Genomic DNA, 17,752 nt, shown 5'->3' with positions numbered 1-17,752 from the left:
GCCCCGGCGCCACCCGGAGTGCCCGCCGCACGCACGGTGGGCACTCCTCCGCACGTAGGCTTCCCACATGAGCAAACCCGTCACGCGCACGCGCAAGTTCTTCTGGATCGGCCTCGTCGTGATCGCACTGGTCTTCATCGGCTCAGGCGTCTACGAGATGCTCGCCTGAGCGCATCCGTCGCCCAAACACCCCTGAACGCAGTTTCGGGATGGGCTTCTCGCTTCGGGATGGGAAAGAACCCATCCGGAAGCGCGGAACCCATCCCGAAACGGTGGAGGACTACGAGGTGAGCTGGCTCTGCTCCGCGTCCAGGTCGCTGACGGCCTGCTCGAACTGCGAGTTGTAGAGCCTCGCGTACGCGCCCCCCTGCTTCACGAGCTCATCGTGCGTCCCCTGCTCGACGATGGAGCCGTGCTCCATGACGAGGATCAGGTCGGCGTCGCGGATCGTCGACAGACGGTGCGCGATGACAAAGCTCGTGCGCCCCTGGCGGAGCGCCGCCATCGCCTGCTGCAGGAGCAGCTCCGTGCGGGTGTCGACCGAGCTCGTCGCCTCATCGAGGATGAGGACCTGCGGGTCGGAGACGAACGCACGCGCGATCGTGATGAGCTGGCGCTCACCGGCGGAGACGTTCGACGCGTCCTCGTCGAGCACGGTGTCATACCCCTCCGGGAGGGAGTGCACGAAGCGGTCGACGTAGCAGGCGGTCGCGGCTGCGAGGACTTCCTCGTCGGTCGCGTCCTGACGTCCGTAGCGGATGTTCTCCCGGATCGACCCGGCGAACAGCCACGGGTCCTGCAGCACCATGCCGGTGCGGCTTCGGACATCTTCTCGCCGCAGCTCGGCGATGTCCTGCCCATCGAGCAGGATGCGCCCACCGTCGAGCTCGTAGAACCGCATGATGAGGTTCACGAGCGTCGACTTGCCAGCACCCGTCGGTCCGACGATCGCGACTGTCTGCCCCGGCTCGACCGAGAAGTTGAGGTTCTCGATGAGCTTCTGCTCGGGAGTGTACGAGAAGGTGACGTCGTCGAAGACGATCTCCCCCGCGCCGTTCGCCGGCTTGGGGGCGTCCTTCGAATCGGGCTCCTGCTCCTCCTCGTCGAGCAGCTCGAACACGCGCTCGGCCGAGGCCGTTCCCGACTGCAGCACGGCGGCCATGCCACCGAGCTCCGCGAGGGGCTGCGTGAACTGCTGCGAGTACTGGATGAACGCCTGCACGTCGCCGAGGCGGAGGTTGCCGCTCGCGACCATGAGGCCACCCAGCACCGCGATGCCGACGTAGGAGAGGTTGCCGATGAACATCATCGCGGGCATCATGACGCCAGCCCAGAACTGCGCCTTGAAGGCGGCCTGGAAGAGCTGCTCGTTGTCGACCTGGAACTGCTCCTGCGCATCCTTTTCTCGCCCGAAGACGCGGACGAGCGCGTGGCCGGAGAAGGACTCCTCGACGCGTGCGTTGAGGCGCCCCGTCTTCTTCCACTGCTCGGCGAAGTTCTTCTGCGACTTCGGCCCGATGACGCCGAAGATGACCCCCATGAGGGGCAGCGTGACCAGCGCGACGAGCGCGAGCTGCCAGGAGATGGAGAACATCATGACGAGCACGCCCACGACCGTCAGCACGCTCGTGACGACCTGCGACAGCGACTGCTGCATGGTCTGCGTGATGTTGTCGATGTCGTTCGTGACGCGGCTCAGCAGCTCACCGCGCTGCACGCGGTCGAAGTAGCTCAGCGGCAGCGAGTTGATCTTGCGCTCGACGTCTTCGCGCAGCTTGTACATCGCCTTCATCATGATGATGTTGATGACGTAGCCCTGCAGCCACATGAGCAGCGCCGAGAAGACGTAGAGCGCGAGCACGGAGAGCAGCACCATGCCGAGTCGCTCGAAGTTCACACCCTCGCCAGGGGTGATGTCCATGGCCGCGACCATGTCGGCGAACTGCGTCTGGCCGGAGTCGCGGAGACCCGCGACGACCTGCTCCTTGGACGCTCCCGAAGGCAGCTGGCTGGAGACGACGCCCTCGAAGATGAGGTTCGTCCCCTCACCCAGCACGCGGGGGGCGATGACCGAGAGCACGACGCCGACCGCCCCGAGGAACGACACGATGATGAGCGCGGCCCGGTACGGGCGGAGCCTGCCGAGCAGCCTGCCGAAGCTCTGCCCGAAGTTCATCGCCTTGCCGGGAGCCACGCTGTCCCAGTCTCCGGACGACTGGCGGGCCTGTTCGGCGAGCTCGAGTTCGAGCTGCTCCTCCTCCGTCAGCACCTTCTCGACGACCTCCTTGGGCTTGCGTCCGCGTCCGCGCGATGCCTTCGCATCCTGCTTCTGGTTCTCTGCGTCACGGCTCATGCCTGTGCCTCCACTGCAAGCTGGGAATCCACGATCTCCTTGTACGTCGTGCAGCTCTCGAGCAGCTCGTCGTGTGTTCCGAGACCGACCATGTGACCGTCATCGAGGACGACGATGCGGTCGGCCTCGACGATGGTCGAGATGCGCTGGGCGACCACGATCTTGGTGACGCCCGGCAGCTGCTCCCAGAGGGCGCGGCGCAGCCTGGCGTCGGTTGTGAGATCGAGCGCCGAGAAGGAGTCGTCGAAGACGAACACCTTCGGCTCATGCACGATGGCTCGCGCGATGGCGAGTCGCTGCCGCTGCCCACCCGAGACGTTCGTGCCGCCCTGGGCGATGCGCGATTCGAGCTGCTTGTCCTTCTCCTGCACGAACGCGGTCGCCTGCGCGATGTCGAGCGCTTTCCAGAGCTCGTCGTCCGTTGCAGCCTCGCGACCGTAGCGGAGGTTGGACGCGATCGTGCCGGTGAAGAGGAACGGACGCTGCGGAACGAGGCCGATGCCGTCCCAGAGGAGCTCCGCATCCGCCTGGCGCACGTCGACCCCGTTGACCCTGACGGTGCCACCCGTCGCATCGAATAGGCGCGGGATGAGCGACACGAGGGTCGTCTTGCCCGCACCCGTCGAGCCGACGACGGCGACGGTCTCCCCGGGGGCGGCGCGGAACGAGATGCCTGTGAGGACAGGCTCGTCGGCGCCCGGGTACGTGAACTCGACGTCGTCGAACTCGATGACTCCTGGCTCTGGGAAGTCGGTGACCGGGTTGGCCGGCATGATGAGCGTCGACTCGGTGGCGAGCACCTCGGAGATGCGGTCGGCGCTCACCGCGGCGCGCGGGATCATGATCGTCATGAAGCTGGCCATGAGCACGCCCATGAGGATCTGCATGACGTAGGCCATGAACGCGAAGAGCGTGCCGATCTCGACCGTGCCCTGGTCGACCTGGATGCCGCCGAACCAGATGACGCCGACCACGGTGATGTTCAGGACGAGCATGGCGAGCGGGAAGAGCGTGACGAAGAGGTCGCCGACGCGCTTGCCGAGCAGGAAGAGGTCGTTGTTCGCGACCTCGAAGCGCTGCTCCTCGATGGGCTCGCGCACGAATGCGCGCACGACGCGCACGCCGGTGAGCTGCTCGCGCAGGATGCGGTTGATGTTGTCGAGCTTCACCTGGAACTGGCGGAACAGCGGCACCATGCGGCTGATGATGATGCCGACCAGCAGGAGCAGCACGGGTGCCGCGACGCCGATGATCCAGGACAGGCCCACGTCCTGCTGCAGGGCCATGATGATGCCGCCGATCGCGAGCATCGGGGCCGAGACCAGCATGGTGGAGGCCATCATGGCGAGCATCTGCACCTGCTGCACGTCGTTCGTGTTGCGCGTGATGAGCGAGCCCGCGCCGAAGCGCGAGACCTCGCGCTCGGAGAAGCTGCTGACTCGGGCGAACACGTCGGCGCGGATGTCGCGGCCGAGCGCCATCGCCGCGCGGGCGGCGAAGACCGTCGCGATGATCGAGCAGGTGATCTGGCCGAGCGAGATCGCCAGCATGACCGCGCCGGTCGACCAGATGTAGTCGGTGTCGGCGTTGGCGACGCCCTTGTCGATGATGTCGGCGTTGAGTCGCGGAAGATACAGCGACGCGAGCGCTTGAAGGAACTGGAAGACCAGCACGCCCGCGAGGAGCGGCCAGTACTTCCGTAGGTAACGGGCGAGGAGCTTACCGAGCATCGATTCTCCGGAACGACGAGGCCTCTTCGGCAGCGCATCCGCTAACGTGGTGGATGCGCGTCACCGAAGACGCGGAGTGGACGGCAGTGTGGGCGGGTCCGGATCGGACCTGACACGAATGACCATTGCTGGCTAGGTGCCTGGCTGGGCAAAAAACCGCAGCCCTGTAGCTAAGCACGGGGCACCGCTCCCTGCAATTGCCTTCCCACCAGGCGGGAATGCGCGGCGACGCCAATGTCGCCCACCTGACAGCACCTCGGCGTGGTGAGAACCTCCAACCGCGCGCATCTGACAACCTTCTCCGGATAAGTTTGTCGAATCGAGCCAAATCCGGCCGCCCCGACCTCAATAGGCTTAGGAACCATGTCGCGAATCTCGAAGCTCCTCATCGCCAACCGTGGCGAAATCGCCGTACGCATCGCACGGGCTGCTCGAGACGCGGGTATCACCTCCGTCGCCGTGTACGCAGACCAGGACCGCGACGCACCGCACGTTCGCCTCGCCGACGAGGCCTACGCGCTGCGCGGCGCCACCAGCGCCGAGACGTACCTCGTGATCGACAAGCTCCTCTCCATCGCCCGTCGCTCCGGTGCAGACGCCGTACACCCCGGCTACGGCTTCCTCGCAGAGAACGCCGACTTCGCCCGCGCCGTCATCGGCCAGGGCCTGACCTGGATCGGCCCCTCCCCGGAAGCCATCGAGGCGCTCGGCGACAAGGTCACCGCCCGCCACGTGGCCGAGAAGGTCGGCGCACCGCTCGCACCAGGCACGCTCAACCCCGTCGAGGGTCCGGACGAGGTGCTCGCCTTCATCGACACGCACGGCCTCCCGGTCGCCATCAAGGCCGCATTCGGCGGTGGCGGACGAGGGCTGAAGGTCGCCCGCGAGCGCGAGGAGGTCACCGAGCTCTTCGAGTCGGCGACGCGCGAGGCGATCACGGCGTTCGGCCGCGGCGAGTGCTTCGTCGAGAAGTACCTCGACAAGCCACGCCACGTCGAGACGCAGTGCCTCGCCGACGCCCACGGCAACGTGGTCGTCGTCTCGACCCGCGACTGCTCGCTGCAGCGCAGGCACCAGAAGCTCGTCGAAGAGGCACCGGCGCCCTTCATCACCGCCGAGCAGGAGGCCGAGATGCGTCGCGCGTCGAAGGCCATCCTCAAGGAGGTCGGCTACGTGGGCGCAGGCACCTGCGAGTTCCTGCTGGCCGCAGACGGCACCGTCGCGTTCCTCGAGGTCAACACGCGACTCCAGGTCGAGCACCCCGTCTCCGAAGAGGTCACCGGCATCGACCTCGTGCGCGAGCAGTTCCGCATCGCGCAGGGCGAGGCCCTTGGCTACGACGACCCCCAGGTGAGCGGTCACTCCTTCGAGTTCCGCATCAACGGCGAGGACCCGGGCCGCGGCTTCTTCCCCGCCCCTGGAACGATCACGACCTTCCGGGTGCCCGGCGGCCCCGGCGTCCGCGTCGACTCGGGTGTCCGAGAGGGCGACATCGTCTCCGGCGCCTTCGACTCGCTGCTCGCGAAGCTCATCGTCACGGGCGCCACGCGCGAGGAGGCGCTCGAGCGCTCCCGTCGTGCCCTCGAGGACTTCGAGCTCAACGGCATGCCGACTGTGCTCCCCTTCCACCGCTCCGTGGTGCGCGACCCCGCGTTCACGGCCGAGAACGGCGAGTTCGGCGTGTACACGAGCTGGATCGAGAGCGAGTACAACAACACCATCGAGCCGTGGGGCGGCGAAGCCGGTGACGTCAACGAGCCCATCGCTCGGCGCAACGTCGTCGTCGAGGTCAACGACAAGCGCCTCGAGGTGTCCCTGCCCGAGCGCCTGCTTGCGGTGACCGGCGCGGGCCACGGCGGAGCGGGCCGCACCATGGCGGGCCACGCCCCGAAGCGTCGCACGCACACCAACGTCGAGACGCATTCGAGCGGAGACATCACCGCCCCCATGCAGGCGACGATCGTGAAGTTCGCCGTCGAGGAGGGCCAGAAGGTCGTCAAAGGCGACCTGCTCGTCGTCCTCGAGGCCATGAAGATGGAGCAGCCCATCCAGGCTCCGCGTGACGGCGTCGTCGCGGCCATCACCGGCGCTGCGGGCGAGACGGTCTCGAGCGGCACGAAGCTGCTCGAGCTCGCCGACGCCGAGTAGCCTCGACTGGTGCTCGACGCTCCTCTCCTGACCTCCGCGCTGCTCTCGTCACCCCTCGACGCATCTGTCGTCGCGTCCGACCCGAACTGGCTCGAGTCGTTCACCGGCCTCGAGGGCTTCAACGGCTGGCTGCTGGCGCTCGTCATCGCCGGCGGCTTCGCCGCCGGCTGGGTGGATGCGGTCGTCGGGGGCGGCGGACTCATCCAGCTCACGATGCTCCTCACCCTGCCCGGCGTCACGCCCGTGCAGGCGCTCGCGACCAACAAGCTCGGCAGCATCGCCGGCACCACGACCAGCTCGATCACGTACTTCCGGCGCGTGAAGCCCGACCTGCGCACCGCGCTGCCCATGGCGGCGATCGCGCTCTTCGGCGCCTACGGCGGCGCGATCCTCGCCTCCAGCATCCCCGCCGCCGCCTTCAAGCCCATCATCGCCGTCGCGATCCTCGGCATCGGCATCTTCACGGCATTCAAGCCGAGCGTCGGGCAACTCGACAAGCTCAAGTACGAGGGCCGCAAGCACCACGTCGTCGCGGGACTCATCGGCTTCGCGATCGGCGTCTACGACGGCGTGCTCGGACCAGGCACCGGGTCGTTCCTCGTCATCGCCCTCGTGTCGCTGCTCGGCTACTCGTTCCTGCAGGCCAGCGCGAAGGCGAAGATCGTGAACCTCGGCACGAACCTCGGCGCGCTGCTCTTCTTCGCACCCCAGGGGTACGTGCTGTGGGGTCTCGGCGCCATCCTGGCGGTCTCGAACGTCGCCGGCGGCTACCTCGGCGCGCGCACCGCCATCCGCGGCGGCAGCAAGCTCATCCGCTGGGTGTTCCTCATCGTCGTGGCCGTGCTGTTCGTCAAGCTCGCGTTCGACATCTGGAACGAGTACTTCGGCGCGTAGCTCGAGCAGAGCGGCGCAGACGGCAGATGCTCAGGGCCGGCACGCGTGCCAGGCCCCGAGCATCCGGTCAGCTGCTGTCAGCCGCTAGCTCTTCGTCTGCTCCGAGTACGGAACGTGCATGGCGTGCGCCGCATCCGAGATGCTGCTCGCGAGCGACGGGTAGACGGCCCACGCGCGCGCGACCTGATCGACCGTGAGGCGCTGCTCGATCGCGATCGACAATGGCAGCACGAGCTCCGAGGCGCGCGGCGCGACGATGACCCCGCCGATGACGGTACCGAGGTCGTTGCCCGCGATGAGCTTCACGAAGCCGTCGCGCACACCCTGCATCTTGGCGCGCGGGTTCTCACTCAGCGGCAGCTTGTAGACGCGCCCCTCGCGGGTTCCGTCCTCGATCGAGCGCTGCTGCCACCCGACCGTGGCGATCTCCGGGTAGGTGAAGATGTTCGATGCCACGTTGCGGAGGTTGATGGGACGAACCTCATCGCCGAGTGCGTGGAACACCGCCGTGCGCCCCTGTGTGGAGGCGACCGATGCGAGCGGGAAGAACTCCGTGCAGTCACCCGCCGCGTAGATGTTCGGCACGGAAGTGCGGGCGACGCGGTTGACGCGGATGTGGCCGGAGGGCGTGACCTCGACGCCGGCGCCCTCCAGGCCGATGCCAGAAGTATTCGGGATGGATCCGACCGCGATGAGGCAGTGCGAGCCACGCACCTCGCGCCCGTCGTCGAGCGTCGCCACGACTTCGTCGCCGTCACGGACGACGGTCGCCGCGCGGGACTTCGACAGGACCGTCATGCCGCCCCGCTTGAAGACGTCCTCGATCACGTCAGCCGCATCCGCGTCCTCATTGGGAAGCACGCGGTCGCGGCTGGAGACGAGCGTGACCTTCGCGCCCAGCGCCGAGTACGCGGAGGCGAACTCCGCGCCCGTGACACCCGATCCGACGACGATGAGATGGCTCGGCATCTCCTTGAGGTTGTAGAGCTGCGTCCACGTGAGGATGCGCTCACCGTCCGGCTTGCACGAGTCGAGCGTGCGCGGGCGAGCACCGACCGAGATGACGGCGGAGTCGAACTCGATGCGATCGAAGTCCTGCCCGCCGGAGCCCGTACCCACCGTGACCGCCGAGTTGCCGTCGAGCTTGCCCTCCCCCTGGATGACGTTGACGCCCGCCGCCTCGAGGGTGCGCTGCATGTCATCCGACTGGTTCTGCGCAAGACGCAGCAGACGCTTGTTGAGCTTCGAGAGGTTCACCGCCACCTCGGGCTTCAGCGGCTTGCCGCTGTCGCCCTTCGCGAAGAACTGCACGCCCAGCTCCCCGGACTCGCGGATCGCCGTCGCGGCCTCCGCACTCGCGATGAGGGTCTTCGACGGAACGACGTCGGTGAGGACTGCGGAGCCGCCGACGCCGACGCGCTCGACGAGAGTGACTTCCGCGCCGAGGCGGGCTGCCGACAGTGCGGCTTCGTACCCGCCTGGCCCCCCGCCGACGACGACGATGCGGTGCTTGCGATCAAAAGGCGTGGCCATGAGCCCATTCTGCTCCTCCCGCATGAACCCGCCAAACCGGGCCGGTATCCGGGCCGTTTCCGGTCGCCCCCGGAGTTCATCAGCCCACGCTCCCCGTTCGCCGCGCCACGGTCGCTACGCTGGTGAGCATGTCAACGCACGAAGCAACCTCGATCGACGACCCAGCCACCTCACCCTTCGAGTTCGCGCAGGCAGCTGCCGCGGTCATCGCCGAGAAGACGGGTGTCGAACGCCACGACATCGCGCTCACCCTCGGCAGCGGGTGGGGCCAGACCGCCGATCTGCTCGGCGAGACGATCGCGACCATCCCGGCCGACGAGGTGCCCGGCTTCGCGAAGTCGGACATCCCCGGTCACTCTGGGACCCTCCGCTCCATCCGCCTCGCGAACGGCAAGCACGCGCTGGTCATCGCCGCGCGCACCCACTACTACGAAGGCAAGGGCGTGCGCCGGGTCGTGCACTCCGTGCGCACCGCCGCCGCCGCCGGTGCCTCCGTCATGATCCTCACGAACGGCGCAGGCGGCGTGCGGCCCGAGTGGGGCCCCGGCACGCCGGTGCTGATCTCGGACCACATCAACCTCACGGCCGACTCGCCCCTCGAGGGCGCGACGTTCATCGACCTCACCGACCTGTACTCGGCACGCCTCCGCGAACTGGCGCTCACGGTGCGCGAGCTCGACGAGGGCGTCTACGTGCAGTTCCGCGGTCCGCACTATGAGACGCCCGCCGAGGTCAAGATGGCGCGCACCATCGGCGGTGACATCGTCGGCATGTCGACCGCGCTCGAGGCGATCGCCGCACGCGAGGCAGGCATGGAGGTCCTCGGCATGTCGCTCATCACGAACCCAGCAGCCGGCGTCTCGCCGAACCCGCTCAGCCACACCGAGGTGCTCGAGGCGGGCAAGGCGGCAGAAGCCGACCTCGCCGAGCTGCTCTCGCAGATCGTGGTGAAGCTCTGATGAGCGGCCTCGCCCGCCAGCTCCAGGTCGCCCTGCGACACAACGCCGTCGCCTGGCTCGCCCAGGACCCAGACGAGCTCACGCGCGCCGAACTGCAGGAGCTCATCCACGCCGCGGGCGACGTCTCGCCCGAGCTCACCGTCATCGAAGACACCGACACGAGCGAGCGAGCACGCGCCTGGCGCGAACTGCAAGACCGGTTCTCGGCACGTCTCGCCTTCGGGACCGCGGGCCTCCGCGGCAGGCTCGGAGCCGGACCCAACCGCATGAACCGCGTGCTCGTTGCCCAGGCCGCGCGTGGCTTCGCCGACTTCCTGCTCTCGCGCGAGGAGTCGCCGTCGATCGTGGTCGGCTACGACGCCAGAAACAACTCGAAGCGCTTCGCCGAGGACACCGCCGAGATCATGCAGGCCGCAGGCGTGGCCGCGACGATCCTGCCGCGGCAGCTGCCGACCCCCGTGCTGGCCTTCGCGGTCCGCCGCCTCGGCGCATCCGCCGGCGTCATGGTCACCGCGTCGCACAACCCGAAATGGGACAACGGCTACAAGGTCTACCTCGGCGGCGCCGATGACGGCTCGCAGATCGTCGCGCCCGTCGACGCCGAGATCGCGGCGGCCATCGGGGCCGTCGCGGCCGGCACGACCGTGCCCGAGATCCCACGCTCCACCGACTACGCGACGGCCGACGAGTCGATCGTCAGCGAGTACGTGTCGGCGACGGCTTCGCTGCTGCGGGGAACACCGAACGACGTCCGCTTCGTCTACACGCCCCTGCACGGCGTCGGATGGGAGACCTTCCGCGCCGTCATCACCGAGCTCGGCGTCGCCGAGCCCGTGGTCGTCGCGCAGCAGGTCGAGCCGGACGGGGCCTTCCCCACGCTCGACTTCCCGAACCCCGAAGAGCCCGGCGCCCTCGACCTCGCCTACGAGACGGCGGATGCGGCCGGCATCGACCTCGTCATCGCCCACGACCCCGACGCCGACCGACTTGCGGTCGCCGTGAAGGACGCAGCCGGATGGCGCAGATTCGGCGGCAACGACATCGGCAAGATCCTCGGCTGGCGCGCCGCCGAGCAGGCGAAAGCAGACGGCCTGCACGGCACGCTCGCGACCTCCGTCGTCTCCGCACCGGCGCTCGGACGCATCGCGCACGAATACGGGCTCGACTACGCCGAGACGCCGACGGGATTCAAGTGGATCTCGCGCGCCCCGAACATCCTCTACGGCTACGAGGAGGCCCTCGGCTACCTCGTCAACCCCGAGACGGTGCACGACAAGGACGGCATCTCCGCGTCCGTGGCGATCCTCGAGCTCATCATGGGGCTGCAGGCCGAGGGGCGCACGCTCATCGACCACGACGACGCGTTCGCCGAGCGGTTCGGCACGTTCGTGTCGACGCAGGTGTCGGTGCGCTTCGACGACATCACCGAGATCCCGCGCGTCATGGCCGTGCTACGCGGCAACACCCCCGCCGAGGTCGGCGGTGTCGAGGTGCTCGAGACCGGCGACCTCTCGGGCGACGAGGTGCCCATCGACCTGCTCCGGTACCAGCTCGCCGACGGCACCCGCGTCATGGTGCGCCCGTCCGGCACCGAGCCCAAGATCAAGGTCTACGTCGACGCGTCGAGCGAAGACGGCTCGCCCGCAGAACGAGCGGCCGACGCCGAAGCGAAGGCAGCGCGCGCCGGTGAAGCCCTGCGCGTCACCCTCACCACCGCGTAGGCACCGCGCCGCGCGTCTTCGGAGCCCCTCGGGTTGGAGTTCTCTCCATCCCGAGGGGCTCTTGTCGTTCTCGCGCTGCGTCGTCTCTTGCCCGAGCCCTCTGTCGTTCACGTCTTGACGCCCCGCATCCGCCTCGCGATGGGAACCTCGCAGTCTTGAGGGAAACTTCCCACAACGAAGCGAGGTTCCCATCCCGAAACCGCGAGCGTGGCCCGAGGCGACGTTCCCGCCCGACGCGCCCTTCCCGGCCCGACGCGACTTGTCCGCCCGACCGCGTCGCATCGGGATGGCTTCCACGCTTCAAGATGGGTTGCAACCCATCCGCGTGCGTGAAACCCATCCCGAAGCTGGCGAGGTGAGCTACAGGTCGGCCAGAGCTCCGTGGCGAACCGTGGCGAGCACGGGCGAACACGGGCGAGCACGGGCGAACACGGGCGAGCACGGGCGAACACGGGCCAGCACGGGCCAGCACGGGCGAACACGGGCGAGCACGGGCGAACACGGGCGAACCCTGCCGCGCGTGGATGCGGCGCGTCAGGCTGCGTGGGCGAGTTCGCGCTGCAGGAGCGAGCGCTTCACGTCGACGCCCCACGCGAAGCCGCCGAGGGTGCCGTCCGAGCGCAGGACCCGGTGGCACGGCACGAACAGCGCCGGGGCGTTGCTCGCGCAGATGCTCGCGGCGGCCCGCACGGCCGTCGGACGGCCGAGGGCTGTCGCGAACTCCGTGTAGGTGAGCGGATGTCCGGCTGCGATGTCGCGCAGGCCCCGCCACCCCTGCATCCTGAACTCCGCGCCGAACTGGGCGACGGGAACGTCGTCGATGGCATCGAGCTCGCCGTCGTAGTAGGTCCGGACGGCGTCGGATGCTGCCAGGCGTCGGCGGGTGAGGATCATCGGCCTGGCTCTGGGCGTGATGCGGGCGACGACGAGCTGCTCGTCGTCGCTCCACCCGGATGAGAGGACCGCGCCGTCGCTCTCGCGGGCGACGATCGTGAACGGGCCGTCCGGGGTGCCGAACGTCTCGATGACGGCCCGCTGCTCGACCGCTGCTACCGGCGTGCCTGGGGTCTGGTGTGTGCTCATGCTGGGTTCTCCGTGCTGTGAGGTGCGGACCGGCGTGCCACGGCCGCAGACGGCTGCGTGGCGGACCCTGTCCTGGTGGTCTTGTCGGCAACCGCCCGCGCCCTGGGTGGCGTCGCTCCCCAGAGGTGCAGCGAGAGGTAGCTTCGCCATGGCCTGAACTGGTCCGCGAACGCGACGAGGGCCTTCGGCTCTGATGGCAGACCGAGGGCCTTGGCCCCGCTGCGCAGGGCCACGTCACCGGTGAGCAGAACGTCCGGGTTGCCGAGCACGCGCATGCTCACGTAGCCGGCGGTCCAGTCTCCGATGCCTCGGAACGCGGTCAGCGCCGAGTGCTGCTCCGCGACATCATCGCCGTGTGAAAGACGCAGCTGACCGCTGGCGATCGCCTCCGCGACGCTCGTGATCGTCGCCGAGCGAGCGCGAGGTCCAGCAAACGACTCGTCGCCGAGCTCTGCGATGGCTGAGGCGCTCGGGAAGAGCCGAGTGACGCGGCGGCCCGGGCCCGGCTCAAGAGCGGCGTCGACGCCAGCGACGTCGACGCCAGCCGTGTCCACCTCGTCCGGTCGGGGAGGGTCGCCATGTGCCGCGAGCCCGACACCAGCGCGCGCCGTTAGTCGGCCGAGGGCCGTGCGGGCCGCTGAGACGGTGATCTGCTGTCCGATGATCGCGCGGATCAGCATCTCGTCTGGGTCCACCGCCCCGGGGAGGCGCCTGCCGGGGCGAAGACGCACGCGCTCGGCGATCTCCGGATGCGCGGAGAGGGCCGCGTCGATCGCCGTCGGGTCAGCGTCCAGGTCGAAGAGTCGGCGGACGCGGGTGACGAGCGTCTGCAGGTCGCTGAGATCGGTGAGCTGGGCCCGGAGGCGCAGGGACGAGGGTTGTGCGCCACCCGCGTCCACGCTGAACCAGGCTGGGCCGCCCGGCAGCAGGAGGCTGCGCTCGTAGCTGTTCCCTGTCGCGACCTCGACGCCGTGGATGGCGCGCTCCCCCAGCCAGGTGAAGACACCGGCGGCGTCGTACGGCTCGCGGTAGGCGAGAGCGAGCGTCACCGGGACACCACCGGCCCCGAGGACCGGACGCTCTTCGTCGACGCCGGGGCTCGCAGCTCGCGCTCTGGCCGATCGGCCACGCGACGCGTCGCGCACCTGCGTGGGCGTCAGCTGGAAGACCTCCTGGACGGTCTCGTTGAACTGCCGGACGCTGGAGAACCCCGCCGCGAACGCCACATCGGCGAAGGGCAGGTCCGTGGCTCCCAGGAGGGTCGCGGCCGTGCGGGCGCGTTGCGCACGGGCGAGCGCCAGCGGGCCCGCGCCGAGCTCCGCCGCGAGCACGCGTCCGAGGTGCCGAGAGGAGTAGCCGAGCCTCGCGGCCAGACCCGGGACGCCCTCGCGTTCGACCACTCCGTCGGCGATCAGTCGCATGGCGCGGCCGGCGACGTCGCCTCGGAGGTTCCAGGCGGGGTCGCCAGGCGCCGCATCCGGCAGGCAGCGCTTGCAGGCCCGGTAGCCCGCCTCGTGCGCCGCGGCACTGGTCGTGTAGAACGTGACGTTCTCGCGGTTCGGTGTGCGCGCGGGGCAGCTCGGTCGGCAGTAGATCCCGGTCGAGCCGACGGCCGTGATGAACTGGCCGTCGAAGCGGCCGTCCTTGGCGAGGATCGCTCGGTACCGGTCGTCTCCGGTCAGCTCGGTGCTTGCCATGCGACGAGTCTGGCAGGTTCGAAGCGCATCCACTCGCGGAAATCGGACACGACGGTTGAGGATCGCTGGCGACCGATCACGGTCGCGTCGGGGGGCTCGCAGCACCCCGCGGCATACGGAGCGCCGGCGTCAGGCGATGACGAGTCCCGCAGCCGCGAGGCGCGGATTGAGCAGCTCGACAAGCGACGCGGGCGACTCCGCTGCGATGAGCTCGCTGAGCACTGCGTCGTTGTCGAAGGTCTTCGCGAGGGCCGCGATGAGCTTCAGGTGCTCGGATGCGCTGGTCGCCGTCATGCCGACGACGACCCGTACCGGGTCGTAGCGGGCGTGACCGAAGCCAACTCCCTCCGGGTACGTGATGACGGCGAGACCGTTCTCGATGGTCTCCTCGCCGGGTCGAGCGTGCACGAGCGCGACCCCTGGGCCGACGACGACGTAAGGGCCGAAGCGCTCGATGACGCGGACCATGTTGCTCGTGTACCCGCGCTTCGCGAACCCGCGCTCGGCAAGCAGCTCGCCCATCTGGCCGACGGCCTGCCGCCAGTCGAGGGCGTGCTCCGCGAGGCGCACGCTGGTGGGGTCGAACTGCAGCTCAGGTGTGGCCTGCGCGTTCATGCTCCCGCCTCGTCGAACCCTTCGCTCACGATCTCCGCCAGCTCTTCGCGATCCTCGATCGGCAGGAAGGCGCCTTCCGCGGCGTTGAGCTGGAATGTCTCGAGGTCGGCGAGGTCGTAGTCGAAGGTGTCCGCGAGCAACGTCAATTCGCGGGAGATGCTCGTGGCGCTCATGAGGCGATTGTCGGTGTTGACGGTCACGGTGAACCCGAGCTGGTAGAGCAGGTCGAAGGGGTGATCCTCGATGTTCTCACCCCAGGCGGCGATGGCGCCGGTCTGCAGGTTCGAGGACGGGCTGAGCTCGAGCGGGATGCGGCGATCGCGCACCCACTGCGCGAGTCGCCCGAGCGACACGTAGGTGCCGTCGTCGTCTTCACCCTCGAGGTCGATGTCTTCCGCGATGCGCACGCCGTGGCCGAGACGCAGCGCGTGTGCGTCGAAGATGGCGCTCTCGATGGAGTCGAGCCCGGCCGCCTCGCCCGCGTGCACCGTCGTCGGGAAGCGCTCAGACATGAGGTAGTCGAAGGCCTCCTGCAGATTCGTGGGCGGGAAGCCGTCCTCCGGGCCGGCGATGTCGAAGCCGACGACACCCTGCTCGCGGTGGCGGACGGCGAGCTTGGCGATCTCGAGGCCGTTGCCCGCGTGGCGCATCGCGCTGACCAGCTGGCCGATGCGGATGCGCAAGCCGCGCGAGCGCACGTCGTCGATGCCCTCGTTGATGCCTGCCTGCACGGCGTTGACCGCGTCGTCCAAGCTCAGGCCGCGCTTGAGGTGCTGTTCGGGAGCCCAGCGGACTTCGCCGTAGACGACGCCGTCGGCGCCGAGGTCGTTGACGAAGTCGCGGGCGACGCGGCGAAGGCCGTGTGCGGTCTGCATGACGGCCGTGGTGACGTCGAAGGTCTTCAGGTACTCGACGAGCGAGCCGGAGTCGGACTGGTCGGCGAACCAGTTCGAGAGCTCGGGCGCGTTCGCTGCGGGGAGCTCGAGGCCGATCTCGTCGGCCAGCTCGATGATCGTCTGGGCGCGGAGGCCGCCGTCGAGGTGGTCATGTAGCGACACCTTGGGCAGCGCGCGGATGTTGGTGCCGTCTCGCAGCGTGAAATCGTCCTCGTCGTATGGCGCGGAGCTCTGCACAGACACGGTGTTCCCCTTCGAATGTGGCCGCGATCCAGAAAATGCGGCCGTCCAGAGCCATGATTCTATCTGGCGGAGGCAACCAGCGCGCGAACTGGCGTGGCGGTGTGGAGAAGGTCTCCCTTCTCCACACCGCCAGCCCGATTACTCGGCGCCGACGCGGCCAGCGATGAGCGGACCGCCGGTGAGGGTCTCCGAGCCGGCGTCGCCAATCTCGTACGCCCCCTCGAGCGCCTCGAGGGCACGTGGGAAGCGGGCCGCATCCTCGGCGGAGAGCGTGAAGAGCACGTCCCCCTTCTTCACCGCGTCGCCCGGCTTGGCCGCGAGGTCGATGCCTGCCGAGTGGATGACCGGGTCCTGCTTGCGCGCGCGTCCGGCCCCGAGGCGCCACGCCGCGATGCCGAACGGCAGCGCTTCCTGGCGGACGAGCACACCGTCGCGGTCGGCGCGCACCTCGTGCGTCTCGCGCGCGACGGGCAGCGCCCCATCCGGGTCGCCGTCCTGCGCCGAGACCCACCGGCGCCACACGTCCATCGCCGCGCCGTTCTTCAGCGCGCCCTCGACGTCGGCGTCCGGCTGCCCCGCGAGGCGGAGCATCTCGCGAGCCAGTTCGACGGTGAGCTCGACGACATCGGCGGGGCCACCACCGGCGAGCACCTCGACTGACTCTCGCACCTCGTTGGCGTTGCCGATCGCGAGCCCGAGCGGCACGTTCATGTTCGTGAGCAGCGCCGAGGTGCGGACGCCGGCATCCTCGCCGAGCGCGACCATCGTCTCGGCGAGCGCACGCGAACGCTCGATGTCGCCCATGAACGAGCCGGAGCCGAATTTCACGTCGAGCACCAGCGAGTCGGTGCCCTCGGCGATCTTCTTCGACATGATGCTCGATGCGATGAGCGGGATGCACTCGACGGTTCCCGTGATGTCGCGGAGCGCGTAGAGCTTCTTGTCTGCGGGAGCCAGGCCGGCGCCGGCCGCGCAGATGACGCCGCCGATCTCCTGCAGGAGGGTGAACATCTCCTCGTTCGAGAGCTCGGCCCTCCAGCCGGGGATGGCCTCGAGCTTGTCGAGGGTGCCGCCCGTGTGGCCCAGTCCGCGGCCCGAGAGCTGCGGCACGGCCACGCCGAATGAGGCGACGAGCGGCATCAGCGGGAGCGTGATCTTGTCGCCGACGCCACCCGTGGAGTGCTTGTCGACCGTGACCTTGCCGAGCCCGTCGAAGTTCATCCGCTCACCCGACGCGATCATCGCGAGCGTCATGTCGCGGATCTCGGTGCGCTCCATGCCGTTGAGGAAGATGGCCATCGCCATCGCGGCCATCTGCTCGTCGCCCACGTAGCCGTTCGCGTAGCGCGAGATGAGCCAGTCGATCTCGGGCGTCGACAGCACGCGGCCGTCGCGCTTCGCCTTGATGAGGTCGACGGCGTCGAACGCCTCGATTGCGGACTGGGCGGGGGTGGAGCTCATTTGATCCCTTCGAGATCTCTGGGGCCGAACGCGTCCGGCAGAACCTGGTCGATGGTGCGGATGCCCGAGACGGTCTCGAGGAGCATCCCCGGTGCCGAGAACTCGTACAGCAGCTGGCGGCAGCGGCCGCACGGCATGATGACGTCGCCGTCGCCGTTGCAGCAGGTGAAGGCGACGAGCTTGCCGCCTCCGCTCGCCTGGAGTGCCGATACGAGTCCGCACTCGGCGCAGAGGCCGACCCCGTAGCTCGCGTTCTCGACGTTGCAGCCGACGACGATGCGACCGTCGTCGACGAGCGCGGCCGCGCCGACGGAGTAGTTCGAGTAGGGCGCGTACGCCTTCGTCATGATGTCGCGCGCAGCCTCGCGGAGGGTCGCCCAGTCGGGCTCGAGCGCTTCGGTTCCTGTTGCCGTCATGAC

At 68.8% G+C, this 17,752-nt stretch carries 13 protein-coding genes; 4 read left to right on the top strand and 9 right to left on the bottom strand.

Annotated elements, in window-relative coordinates; genetic code table 11:
* Positions 1–280 precede the first annotated feature (280 nt).
* Both C5C17_RS04840 and C5C17_RS04835 read right to left on the bottom strand, forming a co-directional pair.
* Positions 281–2,353: an ABC transporter ATP-binding protein gene (locus C5C17_RS04840; protein ID WP_104252221.1), complete on the bottom strand. Its 2,073-nt coding sequence runs from the start codon at positions 2,351–2,353 to the stop codon at positions 281–283.
* Entirely contained in the window at positions 2,350–4,083 is a 1,734-nt protein-coding gene (locus tag C5C17_RS04835) for an ABC transporter ATP-binding protein (RefSeq protein ID WP_104252220.1), read from the bottom strand. The genes C5C17_RS04840 and C5C17_RS04835 overlap by 4 nt, the downstream gene beginning before the upstream one ends.
* 363 nt (positions 4,084–4,446) lie before the next feature.
* On the opposite strand from C5C17_RS04835, the gene C5C17_RS04830 reads away from it, so the two are divergent.
* Both C5C17_RS04830 and C5C17_RS04825 read left to right on the top strand, forming a co-directional pair.
* Positions 4,447–6,231: a biotin carboxylase N-terminal domain-containing protein gene (locus tag C5C17_RS04830; protein WP_104252219.1), complete on the top strand. Its 1,785-nt coding sequence runs from the start codon at positions 4,447–4,449 to the stop codon at positions 6,229–6,231.
* A 129-nt stretch (positions 6,232–6,360) separates the two neighbouring features.
* Positions 6,361–7,125 (top strand): TSUP family transporter, encoded by a 765-nt coding sequence (locus C5C17_RS04825; RefSeq protein ID WP_104252312.1) that lies wholly within the window; start codon positions 6,361–6,363, stop codon positions 7,123–7,125.
* Positions 7,126–7,209: 84 nt separating this feature from the next.
* On the opposite strand, the gene C5C17_RS04820 is transcribed toward C5C17_RS04825, so the two are convergent.
* A complete protein-coding gene (locus tag C5C17_RS04820; protein ID WP_104252218.1) occupies positions 7,210–8,658 on the bottom strand; it encodes an NAD(P)H-quinone dehydrogenase in 1,449 nt (482 codons plus the stop codon).
* A 128-nt stretch (positions 8,659–8,786) separates the two neighbouring features.
* Here C5C17_RS04820 and C5C17_RS04815 point away from each other — a divergent pair, with 128 nt between their 5' ends.
* Together C5C17_RS04815 and C5C17_RS04810 are read left to right on the top strand one after the other, a co-directional pair.
* On the top strand, positions 8,787–9,617 hold the full coding sequence (locus tag C5C17_RS04815; protein ID WP_104252217.1) for a purine-nucleoside phosphorylase: 831 nt from the start codon (positions 8,787–8,789) through the stop codon (positions 9,615–9,617).
* The gene (locus tag C5C17_RS04810; protein WP_104252216.1) at positions 9,617–11,338 is read left to right on the top strand and encodes a phospho-sugar mutase; all 1,722 of its coding nucleotides are present in this window, start codon (positions 9,617–9,619) and stop codon (positions 11,336–11,338) included. Before C5C17_RS04815 ends, C5C17_RS04810 begins: the two co-directional genes overlap by 1 nt.
* A gap of 534 nt (positions 11,339–11,872) precedes the next feature.
* Here C5C17_RS04810 and C5C17_RS04805 read toward each other — a convergent pair.
* The 6 genes from C5C17_RS04805 to C5C17_RS04780 all read right to left on the bottom strand — a co-directional run bounded on the left by C5C17_RS04805 (position 11,873) and on the right by C5C17_RS04780 (position 17,749).
* Complete coding sequence (locus C5C17_RS04805) at positions 11,873–12,421, bottom strand: methylated-DNA--[protein]-cysteine S-methyltransferase (protein WP_104252215.1); 549 nt, start codon at positions 12,419–12,421, stop codon at positions 11,873–11,875.
* Positions 12,418–14,118, bottom strand: a complete 1,701-nt coding sequence (locus C5C17_RS04800; protein WP_104252214.1) for a DNA-3-methyladenine glycosylase 2 family protein — start codon at positions 14,116–14,118, stop codon at positions 12,418–12,420. Before C5C17_RS04800 ends, C5C17_RS04805 begins: the two co-directional genes overlap by 4 nt.
* A 129-nt stretch (positions 14,119–14,247) precedes the next feature.
* Positions 14,248–14,733: a PTS sugar transporter subunit IIA gene (locus C5C17_RS04795; RefSeq protein WP_104252213.1), complete on the bottom strand. Its 486-nt coding sequence runs from the start codon at positions 14,731–14,733 to the stop codon at positions 14,248–14,250.
* Positions 14,730–15,872: an adenosine deaminase gene (locus tag C5C17_RS04790; protein WP_258065932.1), complete on the bottom strand. Its 1,143-nt coding sequence runs from the start codon at positions 15,870–15,872 to the stop codon at positions 14,730–14,732. Before C5C17_RS04790 ends, C5C17_RS04795 begins: the two co-directional genes overlap by 4 nt.
* A gap of 138 nt (positions 15,873–16,010) precedes the next feature.
* Positions 16,011–17,333, bottom strand: coding sequence for a thymidine phosphorylase (locus tag C5C17_RS04785; RefSeq protein WP_104252212.1), 1,323 nt, complete (start codon positions 17,331–17,333; stop codon positions 16,011–16,013).
* A complete protein-coding gene (locus tag C5C17_RS04780) occupies positions 17,330–17,749 on the bottom strand; it encodes a cytidine deaminase (RefSeq protein WP_104252211.1) in 420 nt (139 codons plus the stop codon). The genes C5C17_RS04785 and C5C17_RS04780 overlap by 4 nt, the downstream gene beginning before the upstream one ends.
* Positions 17,750–17,752: the final 3 nt, after the last annotated feature.

This window comes from Pseudoclavibacter sp. RFBA6, from assembly GCF_002931575.1.
Taxonomy (GTDB): domain Bacteria; phylum Actinomycetota; class Actinomycetes; order Actinomycetales; family Microbacteriaceae; genus Pseudoclavibacter; species Pseudoclavibacter terrae.
Note: the sequence above shows the minus strand (reverse complement) of the source record. Positions and strands in the feature narration are given on the sequence as shown.